The sequence below is a fragment of the Agrobacterium larrymoorei genome (genome assembly GCF_013322225.1).
GTDB classification, from domain to species: domain Bacteria; phylum Pseudomonadota; class Alphaproteobacteria; order Rhizobiales; family Rhizobiaceae; genus Agrobacterium; species Agrobacterium larrymoorei_A.
The window spans coordinates 15,992-39,778 of sequence record NZ_JAAMFB010000022.1 but is presented as its reverse complement, the minus strand read 5'-3'; the positions used below and the strand labels follow the sequence as shown (position 1 = coordinate 39,778).

The window sequence follows — 23,787 nt, the reverse complement described above, 5'->3', positions numbered from 1 at the left end:
CATATGACGACGTCCGACATCCAATCCGATGAACGCCTTGTCCATGTTCCGCTTGGCGAACGTGCCTACGATATCCTGATCGGCCCTGGCCTGATCGGCCGCGCAGGCGGAGAGATTTCCTCGCGGCTGAAGGGCAGGCGCGCTGCGATCATCACCGATGAGCATGTAGCCCCGCTTTACCTCGAAACATTGATGGATGGTCTGCAGACCGATGGCATCGAGGCTGTTTCGCTGACGCTTCCGGCTGGTGAAAAAACCAAGAGCTTCGATCATCTGGTAACGGTTTGCGACACCGTGCTTGCAGCCCGCGTAGAGCGTAACGATGCCGTGATCGCTCTCGGCGGTGGGGTTATTGGCGACCTTGCAGGTTTTGCCGCGGGCATCGTCCGGCGCGGCGTTCGCTTCGTGCAGATACCGACGTCGCTGCTTTCACAGGTCGATTCGTCGGTCGGCGGCAAGACCGGCATCAATAGTCGCCATGGCAAAAACCTTCTCGGCGTCTTCCACCAGCCCGATCTGGTTCTGGCCGATACCGCCGTTCTCGATACACTCAGCCCGCGTGAATTCCGCGCCGGTTATGCCGAAGTCGTCAAATACGGCCTGATCGACAAGCCGGATTTTTTCGTTTGGCTGGAAAAGAACTGGGCTGAAGTCCTGAAGGGCGGCCCCGCCCGCATTCAGGCCATCGCAACCAGCTGCCAGGCGAAGGCCGATGTCGTTGTGGCGGATGAGAAGGAAAACGGCGTTCGCGCTCTGCTCAATCTTGGCCATACCTTCGGTCACGCTCTGGAAGCGGCGACGCAGTATGACAGCGCACGTCTCGTCCATGGAGAAGGTGTTGCAATCGGCATGGTGCTGGCCCACCAGTTCTCTGCCCGCATGAACCTTGCAAGTCCGGATGATGCGGCGCGTGTGGAAGCGCACCTGAAGGCTGTTGGTCTGCCAACATCGATGAAGGACATTCCGGGCGAATTGCCTCCGGTCGACGTGCTGATGACCGCTATTTCGCAGGACAAGAAGGTCAAGGGCGGCAAGCTCACCTTCATCCTCACCCACGGCATCGGCCAGTCCTTCGTGGCGGATGATGTGGCGGCATCCGAAGTGCAGTCGTTCCTTTCGGAAAAGCATCCGGGCTGACCGGCTGCTTCCCAAAGCTTCATTCAGAAGCGCGTCGGCTCGCCGGGTGCGGCTGCCTCGATTGCCAGAGCGTGAAGTCCGGCGTCCAGTTCGGGCTTCAGCAGGCCGTTGATGGCACGGTGCCGGTCCACGCGGGACTTGCCGGAAAACTGCTCCGACACTATCTGAACACGCATATGCGTCTCGCCCGTGCCGGTCATATCCGGCTGATGGCCCGCATGCATGTGGCTTTCATCGATCACATTCAGGTGGACTGGCGCAAACGCCGTTTTGAGCTTGTCTTCCATGCGTTCGCGCAAGGACATATGTCGGTCTCCACATTAATGGCGGTCGTAAAAAGGGGCCATCTAAAAGCCTGTAACATTCCGCTTTGTCAATTCTTGTTGTGCACCGTTTTGCGCACCATAATCAGGATATCATGAAACTGGATTCGAAATACTTCGACCGCATCCGCACGCGCCGTAAACGGGAGCAGCCTCAGGAGGCTCAGACCCCGGTTTGCCAGTGGGATGGATGCGAAAAGCCTGGCGCTCACCGCGCACCCGTCGGACGCAATGCCGAGGGGCAATTCTTCATGTTCTGTTTTGAGCACGTGAAGGACTACAACAAAGGCTACAATTATTTTTCCGGCCTCTCGGACAGCGAAATTGCGCGCTACCAGAAGGAAGCGATCACCGGTCATCGCCCGACCTGGACGGTCGGAGTCAACAAGACTGCGCGCGATGCACCCCTGCATTCCACGCTGCGTTCCGGATCGGCGGGTGCTACAAATGCGCGCATTCGGGATCCATTCGGCTTCACCAATGGTTTCGGGGAAGGCAAGGCCGGCGGCCAACGGGTACAGCAGGATCGCAAGCTCAAGACGCTGGAAGCGAAAGCCTTCGATACGATGGGCCTTGCCGCAAATGCGACGCAGGAAGACATCAAACGACGCTACAAGGAGCTTGTCAAAAAGCACCATCCTGATGCTAATGGTGGCGATCGCGGTTCGGAAGAACGTTTTCGTGCTGTAATTCAAGCCTACCAATTGTTAAAGCAATCGGGTTTCTGCTAAGCCCTTTTGGTGTAATTGCCTTATGAAAATGCGGCCGGGTGGTTGCTGCCCGCCTTGGAGACGTGATGAGCAAAATTGACCTTGATATTACCAACCTGCCGGATACGACCGTTTCTGTCCGCGAGGTCTTTGGTATCGATACGGATCTGCGCGTACCCGCCTATAGCCAGGGTGATGCCTATGTGCCGGATCTGGACCCGGATTATCTGTTCGACCGCGACACGACGCTCGCGATCCTCGCAGGCTTTGCTCACAACCGGCGCGTCATGGTGTCCGGCTTCCACGGTACCGGCAAATCCACCCACATCGAACAGGTCGCGGCGCGCCTGAACTGGCCTTGCGTTCGCGTCAACCTCGACAGCCATGTCAGCCGTATCGATCTGGTCGGCAAGGACGCCATCGTCCTGAAAGACGGCAAGCAGGTTACCGAATTCAAGGACGGCATTCTGCCCTGGGCCTACCAGCACAATGTCGCGCTCGTCTTCGACGAATACGATGCCGGTCGCCCGGACGTGATGTTCGTTATTCAGCGCGTGCTTGAATCGTCTGGCCGCCTGACGTTGCTCGACCAGAGCCGTGTCATCCGTCCTCACCCGGCTTTCCGCATTTTCGCAACGGCAAACACCGTTGGTCTTGGCGATACGACCGGTCTTTACCACGGCACGCAGCAGATCAACCAGGCGCAGATGGACCGCTGGTCCATCGTGACCACGCTGAACTACCTGCCGCATGAGCAGGAAGTGAACATCATCGTTGCCAAGGTGAAGAGCCTCGACACCGAGAAGGGTCGCGAAACCGCTTCCAAGATGGTGCGTGTTGCCGACCTTACCCGCTCCGCCTTCATCAATGGTGACCTGTCCACAGTCATGAGCCCGCGCACCGTCATCACCTGGGCGGAAAATGCGGAAATCTTCGGCGACCTTGCCTTCGCCTTCCGCGTCACCTTCCTCAACAAGTGTGACGAGCTGGAGCGCACGCTGGTGGCCGAGCAGTACCAGCGGGCATTTGGCGTCGAGCTTAAGGAAAGTGCTGCGAACATCGTTCTCAGCGCCTGATTTTTCCGGCGAAAGCCGGAGATATCATCCGATGCATTGAAGACGAAGACGCTTTCGCGCATGGCATCAAGTCAGCGCGGGGCGTGCAGAATCGACAGGAAAGACAATGGCAGCGCGCGGCGACAATGTGAGACCCAAATCCGGTACGGTCATCGATACCGAACCTTTGCGTCAGGCAATCACCGGCTGCGTCCGCTCCGTTGCTGGCAAGTCTGAAGTCGAAGTGGTTTTCGCCAATGAACGCCCCGGCCTTGCGGGCGAGCGTATGCGGCTGCCGGAGATCTCCAAGAAACCCACGACCAATGAAATCGCCGTCACCCGTGGGTTAGGCGATTCCATGGCATTGCGCCTTGCCTGCCACGACAGCGACATGCACGCGACGATGGCCCCGCAAGGTGCCGACGCGCGATCGATCTTCGATGCTGTCGAACAGGCCCGCGTCGAATCTATCGGCGCTCTGCGGATGCCGGGCATGGCGTCCAATATCCGCGCCATGAACACCGAGAAATATGCCAAGGCGAATTTCGGTAACATCAACACACAGGAAGATGCGCCTATTGCCGAAGCGATGGCGTTGATGGTGCGTGAAAAGCTGACGGGAGAAAAGCCTCCTGAAAGTGCGGGAAAGACGCTGGACGTCTGGCGTTCCTTCATCGAAGACAAGGCAGCCTCCGATCTGAATGATCTTTCTGACGTCATCGCGGATCAGAAAGCCTTTTCGAGGCTCGTTCGAAAAATGCTGACCTCCATGCAGATGGCGGAGGATTTTGGCGACGAGAACGACGAGCCGGAATCTCAGGAAGCGGAATCCGAAGAAGATCAGCCACGCAGCAACGAGCAACAGGAAGAGCAGGTCGAAGAAGAAGCCGGTGCCGATGCGGCGCCTGCCGAAGAGAGCGAGGCTTCCCAGGAGGAAATGGAAGACGGCGAGATGGATGGCGCGGAGATGTCGGAGGACGAAATGTCCGACGATCTCGACGACGACTCTGAAACGCCGGGCGAGACCCGTCGCCCCAATAGCCCGTTCGATGATTTTAATGAAAAAGTCGATTACCGCGTTTTCAGCGAGGAGTTTGACGAGGAAATCCACGCGGAAGAACTCTGCGACGAGGCCGAACTGGACCGCCTGCGCGCGTTCCTCGACAAGCAACTGGCGCATCTGCAAGGCGCTGTCGGACGGCTTGCCAACCGGCTTCAACGCCGCCTGATGGCGCAGCAGAACCGCTCTTGGGATTTCGATCTGGAAGAGGGCTATCTCGATCCGGCGCGTCTGGTGCGTCTCATCATCGACCCCATGCAGCCGCTCTCCTTCAAGAAAGAACACGATACGAAATTCCGCGATACCGTGGTTTCGCTCGTCATCGACAACTCCGGTTCGATGCGCGGCCGGCCTATTACCGTTGCTGCCACCTGTGCCGACATTCTGGCTCGAACGCTGGAGCGTTCGGGCGTGAAGGTGGAAATTCTCGGCTTTACCACCAAGGCGTGGAAGGGCGGGCAATCGCGTGAACAGTGGCTGGCAGGCGGCAAGCCGCCATCGCCAGGCCGTTTGAACGATTTGCGCCACATCATCTACAAGAGCGCGGATGCGCCGTGGCGTCGTGCGCGACGCAATCTCGGCCTGATGATGCGCGAAGGTCTGCTGAAGGAAAACATCGATGGCGAAGCGTTGATGTGGGCGCATAATCGCCTGATCAACCGGCCTGAACAGCGCAAGATCATGATGATGATCTCGGACGGTGCGCCGGTGGACGATTCCACGCTATCGGTCAATCCGGGCAATTACCTGGAAAGGCACCTGCGCGCTGTCATCGAACAGATCGAAACCCGTTCCCCAGTCGAGCTTCTGGCTATCGGCATCGGTCACGATGTTACGCGTTACTACCGCCGCGCCGTGACGATTGTGGATGCTGATGAACTGGCCGGTGCGATGACAGAACAACTGGCGGCGCTGTTTGAAGACACGAGCGCGAGTGCCGGTTCGGGCCGTTCCCGCAGGATGCGCCGTGCCGGATAGGCATTCTCGTCACCGCGCGGGGTGTGGTTTCTTATCCGTGCCAAACGGGGTTCGGCTCGTTGCGCTCCTAATCGGCATTTTAAGCCCGATAGGGATCGGTGCTTCCAGCGTCGATGTTCCCGTAGCCTCTTTGCCCATCAAAGATTTTCTAGCGGGTTCATCGCAAAAACGCTTCGGCAAGCTGGAGTTCGTCGGCGGCCTTGTCATGAAATCACCGGAGCCGCTTTTCGGTGCTATCTCCAGCATCCGCTTTAGGCTGGATGGACGCAACTTCGTGGCGGTTTTGGATACCGGTCACTGGATGACAGGTGAAATCGCGCGAGATCGGGTTGGTGCATTGTCCGGACTTTCGAACGTCCATATCGACGCGATGCTCGACCGCGATGGAAACAGCGCGAAGCGTAAGGTCGATATGGATGCGGAAGGACTGGCGCTGCGCGATGGCAAAGCCTATGTCAGCTATGAGCAATTCCACCGCATCGAAGTGTTTCCAGATACCGGCTTCGATACGGCGAAGCCGAAGGCGCTACTTCCTTATCTCATTCCCAACCGCGAACTGCGCCGCAATGGTGGAATCGAAACGCTGGTCGCCGCACCTTCAAAATCGCCACTCGCCGGGGCTATGGTCGTCGTTGCGGAAGACAGTGTGGATGCCAACGGAAACCTGTTTGCTGCGATCCTCGAAGGGCCTCGCAAGGGTCTTTTCGAAGTCAAGCGAGAAGGCTCGTTTGCTGTAACCGATGGCGCGTTCTTGCCCAGTGGCGACCTTCTCCTGCTGGAGCGGCGTTTCAATTTTGCCGAAGGGGTCGGCATGCGCATTCGCCGTATCCATGCAGATGCGATCAAGCCCGGATCTCTTGTCGATGGTGACGTTCTTGTCGAAGCCGGATTATCGAACCAGATCGACAATATGGAAGCTATCGACGTCGTGCCGCAGCCGGATGGCTCGACCCATCTCATTGTCGTCTCTGACGATAATCATTCGTTCCTGCAGCGAAGCATCATGCTGGAATTCAAAATCCTCGAGTAAATCTCGAGGACTTGAAGGTCGTCTCAGGTTGGATTGGCTTCAGCCTTGAGTTCAGCCAGACGCTTCAAAGCAGTGGGTGGCAAAGGCAGGTTTGGATTGTCCCGCGCTGCTTCGATGAGCAGTTCGTCGCTCGCCTTTTCCGTAACCTCGATCAGTGTCTTGAAAAACGTGTCAGGATCGAGCCCCGGCTGGATCGGCGGCAATATGCGCACCTTGAAATGGCCGGGATAACGCATGGTGGAACGGCGCGGCCAAAACAGGCCAGGATGCATCGCGACGGGCACGACCGGCACCTGGAGATCGCGGTAAAGACGCGCGATGCCGTAGCGATATTCCGGCTCTGCTCCCGGTGGACGGCGTGTGCCTTCGGGATAGATGATGAGTTCGCGACCCTTCGCCATCTCCTCGCGGGCGCGCTCCATAACCTTCAGCATGACCTTGCCGCGTGCAGCTCGGTTGACCGGGATCATCCGTTGCTTGGCGACATACCAACCGAACAGCGGTATCCACATCAACTCACGCTTGAGGATATAGACCGGATCTTTCAGGTTCGGCAGCAGGGCATAGGTATCCCAGAAGGATTGATGCTTTGGCGCAAATATGCAGCCCGTTTCCGGGATGTTTTCCAGTCCCTCTATCTCGAACGTGGTTCCGACGATCTTTTCCATCAGCCAGTGGTTGGAGCGCGCCCAGTTCTTCGGAATTTCGAAGGCAAGCTTGCGCGGCACGATGAAATAGATCGGCGTCAGCACGATCATCCGCACAATGAGATTGAGATAGAAGAGCGTGTTGAAGAGAACGGAACGTAGTCTGAGCATAAATCTGGCTTCTCCGGGCGCTATTGCCGGAGAAAAAGGTGCTTCTTCGAGCCAGCGCAGATGGCCAACGCCTACACGAAAACGTGCTTATGCGGCAAGAACTATCGGCGAAAACGTGGTGCCGGCGAATTTAGAGGGAGCTTTCGTCACGCAGGCCATTTCCCTTGCCGATGCCGCTAAGATCACGTGCGGCGGCGCCGACGAACTTGGCATACTCGGAGAGCATGGTGCGAAGCACATCCGGGTTGGAGAACCAGTTGGTGCGGCTCAGGTCCGAATTGATAACGGGATAGGCGATGAATTGGGTATCGGGGCTGGCGCTGCGCAATTCATGCAGGCTGCGATGCATATGGTAATTGTTTGTTACCACCACGACCGAGGCATAGCCCTTGTCGCGAATCCATTGCGCAGCCTCGTTGGCGTTGCCAATGGTGTCGATGGCCTGATAGCCCATGTCCACGCAGCAGGTGAAGAGATCGGAAGAGCTTTGCGTCATCTTCCTGATTTGGGCGCGGGTGGTGGCAGGGTTGACGCCCGAGATGAGAAGACGTTTGCCCACACCGTCTCTCAGCAAGCCTACGGCCTGATCGATCCGCTGGTAGCCTCCCGTCAGAACGATGATGGCATCAGCCTTGGCGATGCGAGGCGGGCGCATGCTGGCGACGGAGTCGGCAAACCACAGGAAACCGCCAAAAAATGCGCCTGCGACAACCAGGCAGAACAGAAGGGTTGTTCGCACGAAACGGCGCAGGCGACCGTGGCGTGAAAACCAGCGGGTTCGCGCCGAATCAGTCATCTGATCGTGCCGCTCTGTTCGACTCATTGCCATGAGTTACCCATAAGCGTTCGTTAAGGCAAGGAACAGGCAGTTGTGCTGTTCCAGAATGCTATCGCACCGTCCTACAGCCCCTCGCTTTTGGAGGGATCGGACCGCACGCGGTCGATCTCGTCTATGGTACGAATGACGGTCATACGGGCGGTAATCGTCGTCAGCAGAGCGATGATGATCATGGTCGCCAGAATACCGACATAGCCGTCCATACCCACCGAAAATGAGCCGAACAGCGCGCTGGCCTGATCGCTTTGCGGGGTGGCGAGGGAACGGGACTGCCAGAATCCGGCGGCGAGAAATACCGCAGCGGCAGCGGCGCTGCCTGCCCCCGACCCCTTGAGGCTTATTTTCAGGAAATGCTTCTGGAATTCCCTTGCGACGAAACCGCTTTCCGCGCCAACGAAATGCAACACCTCGACGATATGGCGATTGCCGGAAAGCGCGCCACGGGTTGCGAAGATGACGGTCAGAACCATGGCGGTGAAGACGAGGATCAAGACGCCGAGACCAATCATCACTGTGGTATGTGCCATGGACACCAGCCGGTCGACCCATGTGCGGTGGTCGTCCAGAAAGGCCTGCGGGATTTCCGTTTTCAGCATGGCGCGCATGGCTTCGAAATCGGGCGGATTATTTTCGTCGATGGTGATGATGACGAGACGCGGCACAGGGAGTTCCGAAAGGTCAAGCCCGGAGCCGAGCCAGGGCTCGAGAAGGCGGCTCGTCGCTGCGTCATCCATGATGGTGCCTTCGCGGGTGCCAACGAAGTCGAGTGCCAGATTGCGCGCCTTGTTCAGCGCACCATTCATGTCCAGCCCTTCCTCGGGCTTGATCTGAATGGTGATCTCGCGGGAGATCTGGCTCTGCCAGCTGCCTGCCGTAGCGCGTACCATACTGACGGCTCCCAGCGTGAGACAGGCGAGAAACGCCATGATGGCGATGACGACGATCAGCGCATTGCCCTGAATATTCGAGGGCGGCAGGATGGGTGCCATCGGTCGTATCCGCATCTGCGGAAGTTTCGCCTGTGCGCCCTGCTGCGGCTTGAGGTTCTTGCTGTTCATCTCATTCATAGATGTCGAGCCGCCCTTCCGTCAGGATCATTCGGCGTGCATCCACCTGATCCATGAGACCGAAATCATGCGTGGCGATGACGACTGCGGTCCCGAGCCTGTTGAGTTCCAGAAACAAATTGAGCAGGCGCTTGGCCATTGGCGGGTCGACATTGCCCGTCGGTTCGTCGGCCAGCAGAATTTCCGGCTGGTCCATCAGTGCACGGGCGATTGCGGCGCGTTGCTTCTCGCCACCGGAAAGAATGGCGGGCAATACGTTCACCCGTTCACCGAGACCCACCCATTTCAAGAGTTCGATGACGTCGCTTCTATAGGCGCTTTCTTCCTTGCCACGCACACGCAAAGGCAGGGCGACGTTCTCATAGGTCGTCAGGTGATCCAGCAGGCGAAAATCCTGGAATACGATGCCGACGCGGCGGCGCAGCATTGGCAATTCACTGCGTGGAATGCGCGACACATCACGATTGAACATTCGGATATTGCCGCGGGTTGGTTGCAGCGACATCAGCAACAGGCGCAGAAGCGTCGTCTTCCCGGCACCGGACGGGCCGGTCAGAAACTGGAACGACCCCTTGGGAATATCGAAGGTCATGTCCCGTAGGATTTCCGGGCCCATGCCATATCGTAACCCGACATTTTCGAAATGGATCAACGAACTTCCAGTCTCATTCTTTCGTGGCGTGCACTTGGCTTCATCGTTTCAGGCCTCTGCCAACACCGGGTGGCGGCGAATCTCGTGTTGTTTGCGAAGCATTAACCAATTAAATTTACGACTATGCAGGATTTCATTCAATGCCCAGCTTTTATCGGGCCGAAAAACTGACCGAGGGAACTTCATGGGTATGTTCCGTTCATCTCGCCGGCAAGCGGCACTCGACTTGGACCTTTTGATGCCGGAGACGCCACTTCGCCAGACATGGCGAACCCGTAACAGCGACAAAGGGGATATTGTAGATGCCGAGTTTGTCACGATAAAGGAAACGCCTCATCGTGACTACGGCAACGACAACCGGCGTGCGGCTTATCAACAGCGCAAGTCGAGGGCCGTGACGGCTATCGATGTGGCCCATTCCATGATCAATCGCATCGACAGGAAACTCTCTGGTCTTTCCGTCGACGGTTACTCGGCTATCGTTGCCGCAGCGGTGGTGGGCGTTTTCTTTCTGTCGGGCGGTTTTACGGTTCTTCCGGATCATAACGCTGCGACGGCGGCACCGGTCGATCCGCTGGCGATTACTCACATCAGCATCACCCCGCAGGACGCAGGCGGCATGGAAGTGTTGATCATCAACGGTATCGTCGAGAACAACGGTCCGGGTATCCAGTCCATCCCGACGATCCGCGCAGACCTTTTTGCGGCCAAGGGCGAAAAGGTCGCGAGCATGCTGATCGAGCCTCCGGTGACGGAGATCGCGCCCGGTCTCAGCCATGGCTTCTCGGCAAAACTGCGCCATCCTGGTGGAAAAACGCCTGAAATCAAGCTTTCCTTTACGGAAACGGGTGTTTCTGAGCGCTGACTGTGCTACCGGAGCCCCTTCGTTTAACTCACATTTCCGTTCGATAAGGTTTGTGAGTACAGAAAACGCAGGAGAACTTATGCCAGTCGTTCGTGGAAAAAACATTGAACCGCTCTACACAGCCGAGCAGATCGCGGAACGCAACCGTGATATGGCGAAGCATATTGCGGGCGGTCCCACGAAGGATTTGCTGGTCATCGCCGTCCTAAAAGGTTCGTTTATCTTCGCTGCAGACCTTATCCGCGCTCTGCATGATAGTGGACTTGCGCCGGAAGTGGAGTTCATCACGCTTTCCAGCTATGGCGCTGGTACCGTTTCTCAAGGTGTTCGCATCGTCAAGGATATCGACAGCGACGTAAAAGATCGCGATGTCCTGTTGATCGACGACATTCTCGAATCCGGTCGTACGTTGCTGTTTGCGAAGGAGCTGCTTTACGAGCGTGGTGCGCGCAACGTGACGATCGCCGTGTTGCTCGACAAGAAAGTAAAGCGCAAGGAACAGCTTGAGGCGGATTATGTCGGCTTCGAATGCCCCGATTATTTCGTTGTCGGTTACGGCATGGACGTGGCCTATGCTTTCCGCGAACTGCCGTTCGTGGGCGTTGTCACGGGTGACGCCGAGTAAATTTTCAGTGTTCCTTTATAAAACGGGAACCGAACGGAATCGGCATGGATTGTTAACCATGCCAGCCGGACAGCCGGGTCTATTTACCTCTTGCAAAGAGAAATGACCGAGTTTGTTGCTCGCTGGAATGACTACCAGGAGCAATGGAAGATGGCAAAAATTCTGATTACCGAAGACGAAGACGCATTGCGCACCTTCGTCGCGCGCGCCCTGCGCCTAGATGGGCACGAAACACACGAAGCCGCCGATGGCGAGCAGGGCTTCGAAAAGCTCAACGAGCAGGAATTCGACCTCCTATTATCGGACATTCGCATGCCCGTGATGGATGGTATCGAACTGGCGCACCGCGCCTCCACACAGTTTCCCGGTCTCAAAATCCTGCTGATGACCGGCTATGCGGAACAGCGCGAGCGGGCAGACGATCTGGTGGCAAAGATCATCGATGTCGTACCAAAGCCTTTTGCTTTGCCAGACATCCGTCTGGCCGTCGCGCGTGCGCTGGCATCCGTTCCAGCATAAGACAGCTGGCGAAGTGCAAGTTAAATATCAGGGCGGTTACCGCCCTATATTTTTGCGATAGGCCTTCGATCTGCCTCACTGAATATCGAGCAGGCGCTCCAGATAACGGCGCTCGATTTCGCCGGGCGGATTGTTTCCGAGCTTCTCGCGGATCGCATCGAGAATTTCACGAGCGCGCTGCACGTCGATTTCATCAGGCACGCGAACCTGAGAATCTCCGAAATCGGGACCGGAATTGGCTCGGGGCCGTCCGAGCGGGTCACGACCGTTCTGGTTGCCTTGGCCCATCATGCCCTGCTGTCCCTGTCCCGGTTGCTGGCCCTGCTGGCGCATGGCCTGCATGATCTGGCCCATCATATCCTGCGCGCCCTGTCTCAAAGCGTTAAGGGCGTTGCCCTGACCTTCGACAGCGCGCTCACCCTGCCCCTGGCCAAGCGCCTGTCCGGCACCCTTCATTTCCTGTTCCGCCTTGCCGAAATTCTGGCCGGGCTCCATGCCGAGTTCACGTAGACCCTGCTGTAACTCACCGAGCTGCTTGCCCAGACCTTCCTGCTGCTGGCGCAGATTCTTCAAGGCTTCGCGAAGCTGCTCTGCCGTCATCTGATCCGGGTTCTGGCCCTGGCCATTTTGCTGCTGACCGTTCTGGTCTTGCTGCTGCTGCTGGCCGTTTTCGCCCATCTGCTGTTCGCCATCCTGGCCCTGCTGCGGATCACCGCGCTGCATCCGGTCGCGAAGCGCCTGATCCAGCTTGAAGGTTTCATCCATCAGTTTCTGTTGTTGCTGCATGATTTCACCCAGCTTGTCGATCTGCTGACGAAGCAGGCTGTTTTCCTGCTGCTGTTGGCCTTGCTGGCCGCGCTGTGGCCTGCCAGCCTGCAAATTATTCATCATGCGCTGCAACTGCTGGAGCATTTCCTGCGCCGCTTCGCGGTTGCCGGAGCGAGCCAGGTTTTCGATCTGGTTCATCATGTTTTCCAGATCGCGCTGGCGCAGCACATTCTGGGCCTGTTGGTTCATGTTTGCCTGCGGCGCGTTCTGCATGCGCTGGGCAAGTTCCTGCATGAACTCGTTCATCGCTTCACGAAGTTCCTGCATCAGCTTGGCGATTTCCTCGTCAGGAGCCTTGCGTTCCATCGCGTCCGACAAAGCATTCTGCGCATCACGCAGCCTTTGCTCTGCCTGCGAAAGATCGCCATCTTCGATGCCGAGAGCGATTTCCCAGAGGTAGTCAGCAGTATCCTTCAGCATCTCCTCGTTATAGGCGAGCTTCATGCGCGCCTGCGCGGATTGCAAAAGCAAATAGTGCGTCGTGTTCGGGATTGTTTCTTCCGGGCGCATGCCCACGGCTTCGTTATAGGCGATAGCCTTCGGCATCTGGCGCGTGTCGAGCGAGAAAATCTGGCGCTGTTCCACGATGGAGGCGGCAAGCGGCTCCGAGAAATTACGACCCGGCAGGATCATTTCCTGAGAGGGGCTCCGTCCGGTTTGGCCCGCGCCATCCGTCGCCACCAGCGTTATGCGAACGCGTTTTCCAGCCATTGGATGTTCGGTGAGATTGCGGCTTGTCACGCCCTTCATGTCGCGCGGGTTCTGGCGGGGCAGGTCCAGCTTGTATTCTGGTTTGGGATAGAGCGGAGTTGCGCCTTCGGCCACGCCAACGGGCTCTATGACCGCATGGGCTTCACGCACGCCGTAATCATCCTTTGCCGTGAAGCCGATCTCCAATGCACCATTGACTGCGCGGCGCGGCAGGTTATCGAAGGCGATGACCGGGGGCTGATCGGGGATGATATTGAACATCCATTGCTGGCCGTTGGCTTCGATCGTGCCGCTTTCCTTGAAATCCATGGTGAAGGTGCGGGGTGCCAGCGGCGCGCCTTGGGTTTTAGTGGCAGGTTGCGCAGCGGCGGTTTGTCGCTCGGCAGCCTTTTCCGCGCCTTCGGGCGCAAGTTTCTGCAACTGCCCGGCTTCATCCGGCTCAAAGGTCACTTCTTCATTGCCGGCACCACCCGTCATGCGGATGGTCAACTTGGAGGACTGCGGCACTGAGACGGCTTCTGCAGGCTCGCCGTTTTGCCCGGTCAGAAAGATAGGCGCGCGTCCGGTGTAAGACGGCGGCGTTACCCAGGCATCGAGGCGGATATCGGGATTGGTTGGGCCACCCGTTGGCTGGTTGCGAAATGCATCGGCAATGCCGCCAGCGCCATTCGAGAAGGAAAAGCCGAAGGCCGCGACGATCAGAAGTGCTGGAACGGCACGCAACGCCAGTTGGTCATGGCGTGCGATATCCGGCTTCGGCAGGCCAGCATCAAGGACCGCGATGCGCTCAGCCATCCGGATCTGGTGTTCTTTCCAGAGTGCGCGGGCAATCGGTGTTTCGAAAGCGGGTTCGTCTTCCTGAACGCCAACGGGCTGGTGGGGAAGGCCGTTACGTTCTTCCAGCAGGCGGGACGCCTCACCCTTCGTCGGCCATTTCAGGCGGGCGATGGGCAGAAGGGCGCTGATGAAACCGAAGATCAGGACGAAGACGATTGCCCAGCGGAGAATATCCGGCATCTGCCGGAAGAGGCCAAACCATCCGATCGAAACGAAAAGCGCGGCAATGGAAAGCGGCAGCAGCGTTTTGGGCGCAAGACGTTCGATAAACAGAACAAGCTTCGCAAAAAAGCGCTTGGTCGCGACGCATCGTGCCAACTCGTTTTTCTGTTCGAAAGCGCCTTTTCCGCCCTGCCTGGATGTGGTCATCAATCCGTTCTCCCGGTCTGGCCACACGTTTTTATAGCTCCCGCAACCGGAAACGTTCAGTGCCGCAATGGGCACGATAACATTGTTTATGGCGAAGACGAGGGCAAGCCTCTGCTCGCCCTCATTTTTTAGGCATCTTCGCCTAATTGTGATCGCTCAGTGGTTCAATCCAGCCAGGCAGGGACGGAATCGAGGGCAATCAATTCCTCATAGGTCCCGCGCGGGCGGATGACGTGGAACTGGTCGCCATTGACCAGCACTTCCGGCACCAGCAGGCGGGAATTGTAGGTTCCGGCCTGTACGGCACCATAGGCACCGGCGGAGCTGACGGCGATCAGATCACCGGGCTCAGGTGTTGCCATTTCCCGATCGAGCGCCAGATAGTCACCCGTTTCACAGACGGGACCGACGACATCGGCCTTGATGCGTGGGGCATCGGCGGCAGGTAGCACCACCGGCCGAATGCCGTGGTAAGCTTCGTAGAGCGTCGGGCGAATGAGATCGTTCATAGCGCCGTCAACGATCACGAACGTCTTTTCACCGCCATCCTTCACGTAGATGACCTCTGTCACCAGAATTCCGGCATTGCCGACGATCAGGCGGCCCGGCTCGGTGACGATCTTGCAGTTGAGGCTTTTCAGCTCGTTCTTGACGATGTGCGCATAGGCATCCGGCAAGGGCGGCGGGTTGTTGTCGTCCTTGTAGGGAATGCCGAGTCCACCGCCGATATCGACATGGCTGATGGCGTGTCCATCACTACGCAAGGATTCCACCAGTTCGCGCAGCAGCCGGAAAGCATCCTCGAAGGGCTGCAATTCGGTAATCTGGCTGCCGATGTGCATGTCGATGCCGGACACTTCGATGCCGGGCAGGGTCGCGGCATGGGCATAGACGGCGCGGGCACGCTGATAGGAAATGCCGAACTTGTTTTCCTTCTTGCCCGTGGAAATCTTGGCATGGGTCTTGGCGTCCACATCCGGGTTGATGCGGAAGGAGACATGGGCTTTTTTGTCCGCCTTTACGGCGCGAAGGTTCAGAACTTCGAGTTCCGGTTCGGATTCGATGTTGAAGCAGTAAATGCCTGCCTCCAGCGCGAAATCCATTTCCGCAACGGTTTTGCCGACACCCGAGAACATGATGCGGCTGGCAGGTACGCCTGCCGCGAGCGCACGGCGCAACTCGCCGCCGGACACCACGTCGATCCCTGCGCCGAGCTTGGCCAGCGTCTTCAAAACGGCCTGGTTGGAGTTCGCCTTCATGGCGTAGCAGATCATGGCGTCGACATCACTGAAGGCCTGCGAGAAGACCTGATAATGTCGCTCCAGCGTGGCGGTGGAATAGATATAGAAAGGCGTTCCAACAGCTTTAGCGATTTCAGGCACGGAGACGTTTTCAGCGTGGAGAACGCTGTCGATGTAATGAAAATGGTTCACGGCAACAGTCCGTTACAAAAGCTTATCGAGGATGAAAGGGCGTTCGGGCGTTTTTTCAACCTTACCATCCGACGAGCGGATGTTGCGCTGCTCTGTCGGAGTGCCTGGTGGATCGAGATCCCCTTTGCGGCCACAGCTGGAAAGAGCAAGGCCAGCGGCAAGCGCCACGCTGACAGGAAGAATGAAACTGCGAGAGGTTTTCAAAAGCATGGACCCGTCCAAAGGAATTCTTTGCATCTCTGATAACGAAAAACAGGGCGCTTGTGCACCCTGTTTCTTGTGATGCTGATCTATCGTGAGATTGATCAGTTCTTCGCCCGCCACCAGGCGATCTGCTTGCGCACTTCTGACGGCGCGGTGCCACCGAAACTGGTGCGGCTGGCAACCGAGGCTTCGACCGACAGCACATCGAAAACGCCTGCGGTGATAGCGGAGTTGATGCCCTGCAATTCTTCAAGCGAAAGATCGGCAAGATCGCAGCCCTTTTTCTCCGCAAGTGCGACCGCGTGGCCGGTGGCGTGGTGGGCATCGCGGAAGGGCAAACCTGCTTCACGCACAAGCCAGTCAGCGAGATCGGTTGCGGTGGAATAGCCTGAACCGGCAGCGGCGCGCATCCTGTCGACACGGACTTCCAGATCGCTGATCATGCCGGTCATCGCGGCGATTGCGAGTTCTAGGCTTTCTGCTGCATCGAAGACCTGTTCCTTGTCTTCCTGCATATCCTTGGAATAGGCAAGCGGCAGGCCTTTCATCACCGTCAGAAGCGCGATCAGCGAACCGTTGATACGACCGGTCTTGGCGCGAACCAGTTCGGCGGCATCAGGGTTTTTCTTCTGCGGCATGATGGACGAGCCGGTGGAGAAAGCGTCCGACAGGCGGATGAAGCCGAATTGCGGTGTCGACCAGATGACGATTTCTTCCGCCAGACGCGACAGATGCGTGGCGCAGATAGAGGCGATGGAGAGGAATTCCAGCGCAAAATCGCGATCCGAAACCGTATCGATGGAGTTGCGGGTCGGTTCGCGGAAGCCCAGAGCGCTTGCCGTCATGTGGCGATCGATCGGGTAACCGGTACCCGCAAGTGCAGCAGCACCGATCGGGCTCTCATCCAGATGCTCGATGGCGTGGCGAACGCGGGCGCGGTCACGACCGAACATTTCGACATAGGCCATGCAGTGATGACCGAAAGTGACGGGCTGGGCCGTCTGCAAATGGGTGAAACCAGGCATGACCGTATCGGCATGCTGCTCGGCGCGGTCCAGAAAGGCCGTGATCAGCGCGCTCAGCATGGCTTCGGTCTTCTGAAGCTCTTCCTTCACCCAGAGACGGAAATCGAGCGCCACCTGATCGTTGCGCGAGCGGGCCGTATGCAGGCGACCGGCGGCAGGTCCGATGAGGTTTGCGAGGCGCGCCTCGATATTCATGTGAATGTCTTCGAGCTTGCGGGAAAACTCGAAGGTGCCAGCCTCGATCTCTGACAGGATCGTGTTCAGGCCTTCGATGATTTTGTCTTTATCTTCTGCGGAAATAATGCCTTTTGCGGCAAGCATCGTCGCATGCGCCACTGAGCCGCGGATATCCTGAGCGTAAAGCTTCTTGTCGAAGCCGATGGAGGCATTTATCTCTTCCATGATGGCAGAAGGACCGGAAGCGAAACGTCCGCCCCACATCTGGTTGGAGGATTTCTGTTCGGTGCCGTCAGCCATAATATGCGTGCCCTGGAGTATTCGATGACAGAAAAAAGGCCATTCAGGCTTCCGTCCGCCAGACTTGTTGCAATTGCCGCCATCGCCGGCATCTTCAGCGGTGGGGGAGTGGTGTTGCTCAGGCATATTGGGTCTGAAGGTCAGGTTCAAGGGGTAGCGGTGGCCGATGCGGCTTTATGTGAAGGTGCAGGCGAGCGGATCGCGTCGCTCAAGCCCTTCCTGAAAGGGCAGGTCGCTGCCATGTCCGCTGCCGACACGCCGCGCGTCATTTCTCTCTCTTTCAAGGGACCGGACGGCATGGCGATGACGCAAGCCGATCTCAAAGGCAAGACGGTGCTTCTGAACCTGTGGGCGACATGGTGCGTACCCTGTCGCGAAGAAATGCCCGCCTTGAACGCGCTTGAAAAGGAAAAGGGCGGCGGCAATTTTGAGGTCGTCACCGTCAACATCGATACGGGTGCAGATGAAAAGCCGAAGGCTTTCATGAGCGAGTACAAGATCGACTCGCTCAAGCTTTATCGCGATAGCTCGATGGGCGTATTCAATGCGCTGAAAAAGGAAGGCCTCGCCTTCGGCCTTCCGGCAACTCTGCTCATCGATGACAAGGGCTGCCTGCTGGCCTCCATGAACGGCCCTGCGGCATGGGATAGCGAAGACGCGAAGGCGCTCGTGGCTGCGGCCGCCCCCGCCAAGTAAATTCAGCGCGTCGGAACCGGCACTTCGCCGCGATAATCGTAGAAGCCGCGACCGGACTTGCGGCCCAGCCATCCGGCTTCGACATATTTGACGAGAAGTGGGCAGGGGCGGTACTTGCTGTCGGCCAGACCGTCATGCAGCACCTGCATGATCGACAAACAGGTGTCGAGACCGATGAAGTCCGCCAGTTGCAGCGGGCCCATCGGGTGGTTTGCGCCGAGCTTCATGGCGGTGTCGATGGCTTCGACGGTGCCGACACCCTCATACAGCGTGTAGATCGCCTCGTTGATCATCGGCAGCAGGATGCGGTTGACGATGAAGGCCGGGAAATCTTCCGCAACCGTGATCGCCTTGTCGAGCGAGCGGACATAATCCTTGGCGGCTTCGAAAGTTTTTTCGCCTGTCGCGATGCCGCGAACCAATTCGACAAGCTTCATCACCGGAACCGGGTTCATGAAGTGAATACCCATGAACTGTTCTGGGCGGTCGGTTGCCGAGGCAAGGCGGGTTATGGAGAGTGAGGACGTATTCGTTGCAAGCAGGGCTTCCGGCTTTAAGACGGGGCAGACCTGCGCGTAAATCTTGCGCTTGGTTTCTTCGTGCTCGGTTGCCGCCTCGATCACGAGGTCCATCGCGGCCAGATCGTTCAGGTCGGAGGAACCGGCAATGAGACCAAGCGCTGACTTGCGGGCGTCATCCTCAAGCTTGCCGTTGCTGACCTGACGCGCAAGATTGCCGTTGATGGTTGCAAGTCCGGCCTCGATCCGATCCTTCGAGAGATCGTAAATATGAACCTTGTATCCAGCCAAGGCCGAAACATGCGCGATGCCGCAGCCCATCTGACCGGCTCCGATAACACCGATTGTTTTGATTGGGGCGGTCATGCGTAGTTCTCCTGTCAAGTCTCTATCGATGCGCGCCGCATCGGGAACACGATGTTACGCATATTGTCGAAAAACGAAAGCGGCGCATTTGGAAAAACGCGCCGCTTTGATGTTTGAGGTTATCAGATTGCTTTTTCGAGTTCCGGCAGGGCTTCGAAAAGGTCTGCGACGAGCCCGTAATCGGCAACCTGGAAAATCGGCGCTTCCTCGTCCTTGTTGATGGCGACGATGACCTTCGAGTCTTTCATGCCTGCAAGGTGCTGGATAGCGCCGGAAATACCTGCGGCGATATAAAGCTGCGGCGCAACGACCTTACCGGTCTGACCAACCTGCCAGTCATTCGGAGCGTAACCGGCATCGACGGCAGCGCGGGATGCGCCAACGGCAGCACCGAGCTTGTCTGCCACCGGCAGGATGACTTCCTTGAACTTGTCGGAAGAGCCGAGTGCGCGACCGCCGGAAATGATGATCTTGGCGGAGGTCAGCTCAGGACGGTCGGACGAAGCCAGCGCATCCGAAACGAAGGACGACACGCCGGGGTTTTCAGCTGCCGAAACGGTTTCGACAGAAGCAGAACCGCCAGCCGGGGCCGGTGCGAAGGAAGCGGTCCGAACCGTAATGACTTTCTTGGCATCGGTTGCCTGAACGGTCTGAATGGCGTTGCCGGCGTAAATCGGACGCTTGAACGTGTCGGCAGAGACGACTTCGGTGATTTCCGAAACCTGCGCGACATCGAGCAGGGCTGCGACGCGGGGCAGAACGTTCTTGGCCGATGCGGTCGCAGGCGCGATGATGACGTCATGCGATGCCGCAAGCGAAACCAGAAGTGCAGCCAGTGGCTCTGCCAGCTGGTTGGCGTAGGATGCATCGTCAGCCAGAAGTACCTTGGAAACGCCGGAGAGCTTTGCGGCCTCATCCGCAGCAGCCTTGGCACCGGAGCCTGCGACCAGAACAGTCACATCGCCGCCAATTTGGCTGGCCGCAGTAAGCGTCTTTGCCGTCTGGTCGGAAAGGGTTGCGTTGTCGTGTTCTGCCAGAAGAAGAATGGCCATGTTGAAATCTCCCTTTCGCTTTCCTTAGAGGATGCCGTCGGCCTTGAGCTTCGATACCAGCTCGGCAACGGAACCAACCTTGACGCCAGCCTTGCGGCCAGCGGGCTCTTCGGTCTTCAGAACCTTGAGGCGTGGTGCGATATCGACGCCGAAGTCGGCAGGCGACTTCTTGTCGAGCGGCTTCTTCTTCGCCTTCATGATGTTTGGCAAGGACGCGTAGCGCGGCTCGTTGAGGCGCAGGTCGGTGGTGACGACCGCAGGAAGTTTCAGCTCGACCGTCTGCAAACCGCCATCGACTTCGCGGGTCACGGCAACCTTGCTATCGGATGGTTCGACCTTCGACGCAAATGTGCCCTGGCCCCAGCCAAGAAGTGCGGCGAGCATCTGTCCCGTCTGGTTCGAATCGTCATCGATTGCCTGCTTACCGACGATGACGAGACCCGGGGCTTCCGTCTCGACGACGCCCTTCAGCAGCTTGGCAACGGCGAGCGGTTCGACCGCCTCATCGGTTTCGATGAGGATGGCGCGGTCGGCACCCATGGCAAGGGCTGTGCGCAGCGTTTCTTCCGCCTTGGCAGGGCCGATGGAAACGACGACCACCTCTTCCGCCTTGCCCGCTTCTTTCAGGCGAAGGGCTTCCTCGACCGAAATCTCATCGAACGGGTTCATCGACATCTTGACGTTGGCAAGCTCAACGCCGGAACCATCCGCCTTTACGCGGATCTTCACGTTGTAGTCCACCACACGCTTAACGGGCACGAGAATTTTCATCGACAGCCTTCTTTCAACTCCTGACCGTAAGCGGAACGCCGAACGGTCCTCCTGATAAATCAAGTTGCGACATGGATACGCATTTTTACCCCGATTTCAACGGAGCAATGTTCATAATGCCATGCACGGCGGGGATATCTTACGTGGACGTGAACGTAAATACTGACCCTTCGAGTAATTTTCACTGAATGCGGTCGTAAGGTCGTTCCGTTTGCGACACGAGAGTGCTCTGTGGCCCTTGATTTTTATGCTCAACCGCCCTCGGCGTCACGATCTACCGGTCAAACAGCGGGACGCCGGGTCTGCGGAAGAAAAGCACGAGCAATACCCCAGCAAATATGCCGCCGACATGGGCGGCCCAGGAAACGCTTTCTTCCGCCGAGAAGAGCAGCATGAAAAACTGCTGACCGACCCACAACGCCAGTGGAATGAACGCGGGAAGGGGAATCGGAATACGCATGAAAACGAGAACCCACACGCGAACTTTCGGGTGCAGCAACAGGTAGGCGGCGACGATGCCGGACACGGCCCCGGACGCACCGATCAGCGGCCCTTCGGATGATGGCGCGATCAGACCGTGGAAAAGCGCTCCGGCGGCGGCGCAGGCAAGATAGAAGATCAGGAAACGCAGATGGCCCAAGGCATCCTCCACATTGTCTCCAAACACCCACAGAAACACCATGTTCGAAGCCAGGTGCCAGAAGCTGAGGTGGAGAAAGGCATATGTGAAAATGGTGCTGTCTGTCGGTACGATCCGGAAAGCTTCATCCAGCACCGCATAGTCGAAGACGACCGCGGGAATGAAGCCCAGACCCAGAACGGCGGCGCTGGCCTGTTCTTCGCTGGAAAATGCGCCAGCCAGCAGCCAGACGAGAACATTGACGCCGATCAGCGACAGCGTGACATATTGCAGCTTGATGTGCTTGAGCGAGTTCGCATCATGCAACGGGATGAACATGGATGGCGACCTCGTATCTTTTCAGCGATTTTGGCCCGGTACCCATAATACGTCGGACATGCCGGATTGCCCGGCATGATTGGCGAAACGCGCCGCAACGAAAAGAAAATCCGACAGTCTGTTGACGTATTGAAGTGCCGCTTCGCTGACGGTTTCGCCTTCCATATGTGCAAGCTCGACCATTCTGCGCTCCGCACGCCGCGCGACGGTACGCGCAAGGTGCAAATAGGCTGCTGCGGCGGAGCCACCCGGCAGTACGAAAGACTTCAATGGAGAGAGGTTCTCATTGAGCGCGTCGATCTCGCTTTCCAGACGCGTCACCTGTGAGCCGATGATCCTGAGCGGTTCGTATGAGAGAGGCTTGCCGTCATCGGGAGTGGCGAGGTCAGCCCCTAAATCGAAGAGATCGTTCTGGATGCGGAACAACATGGCGTCCAGTTCCGACAGCTCTGTCGTATGAAGACGAGCAATCCCGATAACCGAATTTGTTTCGTCGATATCACCATAGCTTTCAATGCGAAGATCGTGCTTGTTGCGGCGCGGTCCTGAAACCAGCGCTGTCGTGCCGTCATCGCCCGTGCGGGTGTAAATCTTGTTGAGTTTCACCATGTTCAGCGCCCTCCGCCCGTCAGCCACAGCGTGAACATGATGAGGATGATGGCGATGGCCTGTAGCAGCAGGCGGAGCTGCATAAGCTTGTTGGAGCGGTTGGCATCGGTGCCTTTGAGCATGTTGAACAGCCCTCGTATCAGCACCAGAACGACCAGCCCCATGACGATGACCGCAAGAACGGTGGTGAAGCTGGACATCATGATCCTCCCTGAATAATTCGGCTGTTTGAAAACGTTCTAACTGATGACGATGAGATTAGGCTAGTCGAACTTGCGAAGAAGCCGGTAGAACAATGCGGAAGGCAGCAGGCGCTTCAAAAGAACGCCCTGCTTTGCAGGCGTCGTGATGACGTAATGGGGCTTCGGATTAACCGCAGTCAGCGCATGTTTCAGCTGCTTATAGACCGCCTCCGGGCCGAGCTTGTGTTTGTTGACCGGGCCGGTGCCGTCCAGCCTCGCAAGCTGGCGTCGATATTCATGCGCATGGGCCGAATTTTCGAGATCGATATTGCCCTTGATATGCTTCAGGGCAGTTGCCGTGAAGTTCGAGACAATCGGGCCGGGTTCGATGAGGCTGACATGAATTCCGCTGCCCTGCAGCTCCATGCGCAGCGTCACTCCCAAGCCCTCGATTGCGAATTTTGAGGCCGTATAGGCACCGCGATATCGATAGGGAACCAGCCCGAGAATGGATGAGCAATGGACGATGCGGCCTTGACCGCGCCTGCGCATGAAGGGAATGACGCGGCAGGTGAGATCGTGCCAGCCGAAAACATTGGTTTCGAATTGCTGACGCAGCACATCGACCGATAAATCTTCGACCGCGCCGGGCTGACCGTAAGCGCCGTTGTTGAACAGCGCATCGATGCGGCCGCCGGTTCTCGCCGCAACATCATCAACCAGAGCAGCGATTGTTTGGGGTTTGGTGTAATCCATGATCAGGGTTTCGATGCCATGAGCTTCCAGCTCCGCCATGTCCTCTGTCCGGCGAACCGTCGCGAAAACACGCCAACCATCCGCGTGCAGGGCGTTTGCGCAATAAGCGCCGATGCCGGTGGAACACCCCGTGATGATTACGACCGGCTTTTCGGACATGCAGGGACTTTCTTGGCTTTGACAGGCGAAAACAGCGCCTGCACTATTTCAATAGCGCGCAATTCTTCCCGAAGGGATGGAACCGATCAGAAGGCTTAAGCGCTGTACAAGCGAGGATCGATTTCCCATATTTCGTCTTGCGTTACAAATGAAATGCCG

General features: G+C 57.6%; 24 protein-coding genes and 1 pseudogene. 9 read left to right on the top strand and 16 right to left on the bottom strand.

All coding sequences use genetic code 11. The features are described from left to right. Positions 1–3 precede the first annotated feature (3 nt). Positions 4–1,137, top strand: a complete 1,134-nt coding sequence (aroB, locus tag G6L28_RS13565; RefSeq protein WP_174064362.1) for a 3-dehydroquinate synthase — start codon at positions 4–6, stop codon at positions 1,135–1,137. 23 nt (positions 1,138–1,160) lie between these two features. Here aroB and G6L28_RS13560 read toward each other — a convergent pair whose 3' ends face one another. Then, positions 1,161–1,442 carry a BolA family protein gene (locus tag G6L28_RS13560; RefSeq protein WP_174064361.1) on the bottom strand — a complete coding sequence of 94 codons (282 nt, stop codon included), beginning with the start codon at positions 1,440–1,442 and terminating at the stop codon, positions 1,161–1,163. Between the two features lie 113 nt (positions 1,443–1,555). Between G6L28_RS13560 and G6L28_RS13555 the strand changes: the two genes are divergently transcribed. The 4 genes from G6L28_RS13555 (at position 1,556) to G6L28_RS13540 (ending at position 6,293) form a co-directional block, all read left to right on the top strand. Beyond that, complete coding sequence (locus G6L28_RS13555; protein WP_174064360.1) at positions 1,556–2,191, top strand: J domain-containing protein; 636 nt, start codon at positions 1,556–1,558, stop codon at positions 2,189–2,191. Positions 2,192–2,256: 65 nt separating this feature from the next. Beyond that, a complete protein-coding gene (gene cobS, locus G6L28_RS13550) occupies positions 2,257–3,246 on the top strand; it encodes a cobaltochelatase subunit CobS (protein WP_174064359.1) in 990 nt (329 codons plus the stop codon). 106 nt (positions 3,247–3,352) lie between these two features. Further along, positions 3,353–5,263, top strand: a complete 1,911-nt coding sequence (cobT, locus tag G6L28_RS13545) for a cobaltochelatase subunit CobT (RefSeq protein WP_174064358.1) — start codon at positions 3,353–3,355, stop codon at positions 5,261–5,263. A gap of 37 nt (positions 5,264–5,300) precedes the next feature. After that, on the top strand, positions 5,301–6,293 hold the full coding sequence (locus tag G6L28_RS13540) for an esterase-like activity of phytase family protein (protein ID WP_174064357.1): 993 nt from the start codon (positions 5,301–5,303) through the stop codon (positions 6,291–6,293). A 23-nt stretch (positions 6,294–6,316) separates the two neighbouring features. On the opposite strand, the gene G6L28_RS13535 is transcribed toward G6L28_RS13540, so the two are convergent. The 4 genes from G6L28_RS13535 to ftsE all read right to left on the bottom strand — a co-directional run bounded on the left by G6L28_RS13535 (position 6,317) and on the right by ftsE (position 9,668). Beyond that, on the bottom strand, positions 6,317–7,111 hold the full coding sequence (locus G6L28_RS13535; RefSeq protein ID WP_174064356.1) for a lysophospholipid acyltransferase family protein: 795 nt from the start codon (positions 7,109–7,111) through the stop codon (positions 6,317–6,319). Between the two features lie 130 nt (positions 7,112–7,241). Continuing rightward, positions 7,242–7,934: a YdcF family protein gene (locus G6L28_RS13530; RefSeq protein WP_174064355.1), complete on the bottom strand. Its 693-nt coding sequence runs from the start codon at positions 7,932–7,934 to the stop codon at positions 7,242–7,244. Between the two features lie 77 nt (positions 7,935–8,011). Next, complete coding sequence (locus G6L28_RS13525; protein WP_174064354.1) at positions 8,012–9,016, bottom strand: cell division protein FtsX; 1,005 nt, start codon at positions 9,014–9,016, stop codon at positions 8,012–8,014. Then, positions 9,009–9,668, bottom strand: a complete 660-nt coding sequence (gene ftsE / locus G6L28_RS13520; RefSeq protein ID WP_174064353.1) for a cell division ATP-binding protein FtsE — start codon at positions 9,666–9,668, stop codon at positions 9,009–9,011. Before ftsE ends, G6L28_RS13525 begins: the two co-directional genes overlap by 8 nt. 190 nt (positions 9,669–9,858) lie before the next feature. On the opposite strand from ftsE, the gene G6L28_RS13515 reads away from it, so the two are divergent. The 3 genes from G6L28_RS13515 to G6L28_RS13505 all read left to right on the top strand — a co-directional run bounded on the left by G6L28_RS13515 (position 9,859) and on the right by G6L28_RS13505 (position 11,677). Next, positions 9,859–10,533 (top strand): hypothetical protein, encoded by a 675-nt coding sequence (locus G6L28_RS13515; protein ID WP_174064352.1) that lies wholly within the window; start codon positions 9,859–9,861, stop codon positions 10,531–10,533. Positions 10,534–10,612: 79 nt separating this feature from the next. After that, complete coding sequence (gene hpt, locus G6L28_RS13510) at positions 10,613–11,158, top strand: hypoxanthine phosphoribosyltransferase (RefSeq protein ID WP_174064351.1); 546 nt, start codon at positions 10,613–10,615, stop codon at positions 11,156–11,158. 150 nt (positions 11,159–11,308) lie between these two features. Beyond that, a complete protein-coding gene (locus tag G6L28_RS13505; protein WP_174064350.1) occupies positions 11,309–11,677 on the top strand; it encodes a response regulator in 369 nt (122 codons plus the stop codon). Between the two features lie 75 nt (positions 11,678–11,752). Here G6L28_RS13505 and G6L28_RS13500 read toward each other — a convergent pair whose 3' ends face one another. The 4 genes from G6L28_RS13500 to argH form a co-directional block, all read right to left on the bottom strand. After that, a complete protein-coding gene (locus G6L28_RS13500) occupies positions 11,753–14,422 on the bottom strand; it encodes a TIGR02302 family protein (RefSeq protein WP_174064349.1) in 2,670 nt (889 codons plus the stop codon). 164 nt (positions 14,423–14,586) lie between these two features. Further along, positions 14,587–15,855 carry a diaminopimelate decarboxylase gene (lysA, locus tag G6L28_RS13495; RefSeq protein ID WP_174064348.1) on the bottom strand — a complete coding sequence of 423 codons (1,269 nt, stop codon included), beginning with the start codon at positions 15,853–15,855 and terminating at the stop codon, positions 14,587–14,589. A 12-nt stretch (positions 15,856–15,867) separates the two neighbouring features. Continuing rightward, complete coding sequence (lptM, locus tag G6L28_RS13490; RefSeq protein ID WP_174064347.1) at positions 15,868–16,065, bottom strand: LPS translocon maturation chaperone LptM; 198 nt, start codon at positions 16,063–16,065, stop codon at positions 15,868–15,870. 95 nt (positions 16,066–16,160) lie between these two features. Next, on the bottom strand, positions 16,161–17,561 hold the full coding sequence (argH, locus tag G6L28_RS13485) for an argininosuccinate lyase (protein WP_174064346.1): 1,401 nt from the start codon (positions 17,559–17,561) through the stop codon (positions 16,161–16,163). Positions 17,562–17,585: 24 nt separating this feature from the next. Between argH and tlpA the strand changes: the two genes are divergently transcribed. Next, positions 17,586–18,257: a thiol:disulfide interchange protein TlpA gene (gene tlpA / locus G6L28_RS13480; RefSeq protein ID WP_174064345.1), complete on the top strand. Its 672-nt coding sequence runs from the start codon at positions 17,586–17,588 to the stop codon at positions 18,255–18,257. Positions 18,258–18,259: 2 nt separating this feature from the next. Here the strand turns inward: tlpA and G6L28_RS13475 are convergent, their stop codons facing one another. From G6L28_RS13475 to G6L28_RS13445, 7 genes and pseudogenes are all read right to left on the bottom strand, one after another. Next, complete coding sequence (locus G6L28_RS13475) at positions 18,260–19,141, bottom strand: 3-hydroxybutyryl-CoA dehydrogenase (protein ID WP_174064344.1); 882 nt, start codon at positions 19,139–19,141, stop codon at positions 18,260–18,262. Positions 19,142–19,263: 122 nt separating this feature from the next. Next, positions 19,264–20,193 carry an electron transfer flavoprotein subunit alpha/FixB family protein gene (locus G6L28_RS13470; protein ID WP_174064343.1) on the bottom strand — a complete coding sequence of 310 codons (930 nt, stop codon included), beginning with the start codon at positions 20,191–20,193 and terminating at the stop codon, positions 19,264–19,266. Positions 20,194–20,217: 24 nt separating this feature from the next. After that, positions 20,218–20,964, bottom strand: a complete 747-nt coding sequence (locus tag G6L28_RS13465; RefSeq protein ID WP_174064342.1) for an electron transfer flavoprotein subunit beta/FixA family protein — start codon at positions 20,962–20,964, stop codon at positions 20,218–20,220. Between the two features lie 277 nt (positions 20,965–21,241). After that, positions 21,242–21,922 (bottom strand): annotated as a pseudogene (locus G6L28_RS13460) (rhomboid family intramembrane serine protease); the annotation flags it as partial. Positions 21,923–21,943: 21 nt separating this feature from the next. Beyond that, positions 21,944–22,531, bottom strand: a complete 588-nt coding sequence (locus G6L28_RS13455) for a cob(I)yrinic acid a,c-diamide adenosyltransferase (RefSeq protein ID WP_174064340.1) — start codon at positions 22,529–22,531, stop codon at positions 21,944–21,946. Positions 22,532–22,533: 2 nt separating this feature from the next. Beyond that, positions 22,534–22,731, bottom strand: a complete 198-nt coding sequence (locus G6L28_RS13450) for a twin transmembrane helix small protein (RefSeq protein WP_174064339.1) — start codon at positions 22,729–22,731, stop codon at positions 22,534–22,536. Between the two features lie 63 nt (positions 22,732–22,794). After that, positions 22,795–23,628: an SDR family oxidoreductase gene (locus tag G6L28_RS13445; protein ID WP_174064338.1), complete on the bottom strand. Its 834-nt coding sequence runs from the start codon at positions 23,626–23,628 to the stop codon at positions 22,795–22,797. Positions 23,629–23,787: the final 159 nt, after the last annotated feature.

What these genes read in the sequence shown, in the direction of transcription:
- aroB (WP_174064362.1), top strand. Translation starts at nt 4, where the DNA reads ATGACGACGTCCGACATCCAATCCGATGAACGCCTTGTCCATGTTCCG.
- G6L28_RS13560 (WP_174064361.1), bottom strand. Translation starts at nt 1,442, where the DNA reads ATGTCCTTGCGCGAACGCATGGAAGACAAGCTCAAAACGGCGTTTGCG.
- G6L28_RS13555 (WP_174064360.1), top strand. Translation starts at nt 1,556, where the DNA reads ATGAAACTGGATTCGAAATACTTCGACCGCATCCGCACGCGCCGTAAA.
- cobS (WP_174064359.1), top strand. Translation starts at nt 2,257, where the DNA reads ATGAGCAAAATTGACCTTGATATTACCAACCTGCCGGATACGACCGTT.
- cobT (WP_174064358.1), top strand. Translation starts at nt 3,353, where the DNA reads ATGGCAGCGCGCGGCGACAATGTGAGACCCAAATCCGGTACGGTCATC.
- G6L28_RS13535 (WP_174064356.1), bottom strand. Translation starts at nt 7,111, where the DNA reads ATGCTCAGACTACGTTCCGTTCTCTTCAACACGCTCTTCTATCTCAAT.
- G6L28_RS13530 (WP_174064355.1), bottom strand. Translation starts at nt 7,934, where the DNA reads ATGAGTCGAACAGAGCGGCACGATCAGATGACTGATTCGGCGCGAACC.
- G6L28_RS13525 (WP_174064354.1), bottom strand. Translation starts at nt 9,016, where the DNA reads ATGAATGAGATGAACAGCAAGAACCTCAAGCCGCAGCAGGGCGCACAG.
- G6L28_RS13515 (WP_174064352.1), top strand. Translation starts at nt 9,859, where the DNA reads ATGTTCCGTTCATCTCGCCGGCAAGCGGCACTCGACTTGGACCTTTTG.
- hpt (WP_174064351.1), top strand. Translation starts at nt 10,613, where the DNA reads ATGCCAGTCGTTCGTGGAAAAAACATTGAACCGCTCTACACAGCCGAG.
- G6L28_RS13505 (WP_174064350.1), top strand. Translation starts at nt 11,309, where the DNA reads ATGGCAAAAATTCTGATTACCGAAGACGAAGACGCATTGCGCACCTTC.
- G6L28_RS13500 (WP_174064349.1), bottom strand. Translation starts at nt 14,422, where the DNA reads ATGACCACATCCAGGCAGGGCGGAAAAGGCGCTTTCGAACAGAAAAAC.
- lptM (WP_174064347.1), bottom strand. Translation starts at nt 16,065, where the DNA reads ATGCTTTTGAAAACCTCTCGCAGTTTCATTCTTCCTGTCAGCGTGGCG.
- argH (WP_174064346.1), bottom strand. Translation starts at nt 17,561, where the DNA reads ATGGCTGACGGCACCGAACAGAAATCCTCCAACCAGATGTGGGGCGGA.
- tlpA (WP_174064345.1), top strand. Translation starts at nt 17,586, where the DNA reads ATGACAGAAAAAAGGCCATTCAGGCTTCCGTCCGCCAGACTTGTTGCA.
- G6L28_RS13475 (WP_174064344.1), bottom strand. Translation starts at nt 19,141, where the DNA reads ATGACCGCCCCAATCAAAACAATCGGTGTTATCGGAGCCGGTCAGATG.
- G6L28_RS13470 (WP_174064343.1), bottom strand. Translation starts at nt 20,193, where the DNA reads ATGGCCATTCTTCTTCTGGCAGAACACGACAACGCAACCCTTTCCGAC.
- G6L28_RS13465 (WP_174064342.1), bottom strand. Translation starts at nt 20,964, where the DNA reads ATGAAAATTCTCGTGCCCGTTAAGCGTGTGGTGGACTACAACGTGAAG.
- G6L28_RS13455 (WP_174064340.1), bottom strand. Translation starts at nt 22,531, where the DNA reads ATGGTGAAACTCAACAAGATTTACACCCGCACGGGCGATGACGGCACG.
- G6L28_RS13450 (WP_174064339.1), bottom strand. Translation starts at nt 22,731, where the DNA reads ATGTCCAGCTTCACCACCGTTCTTGCGGTCATCGTCATGGGGCTGGTC.
- G6L28_RS13445 (WP_174064338.1), bottom strand. Translation starts at nt 23,628, where the DNA reads ATGTCCGAAAAGCCGGTCGTAATCATCACGGGGTGTTCCACCGGCATC.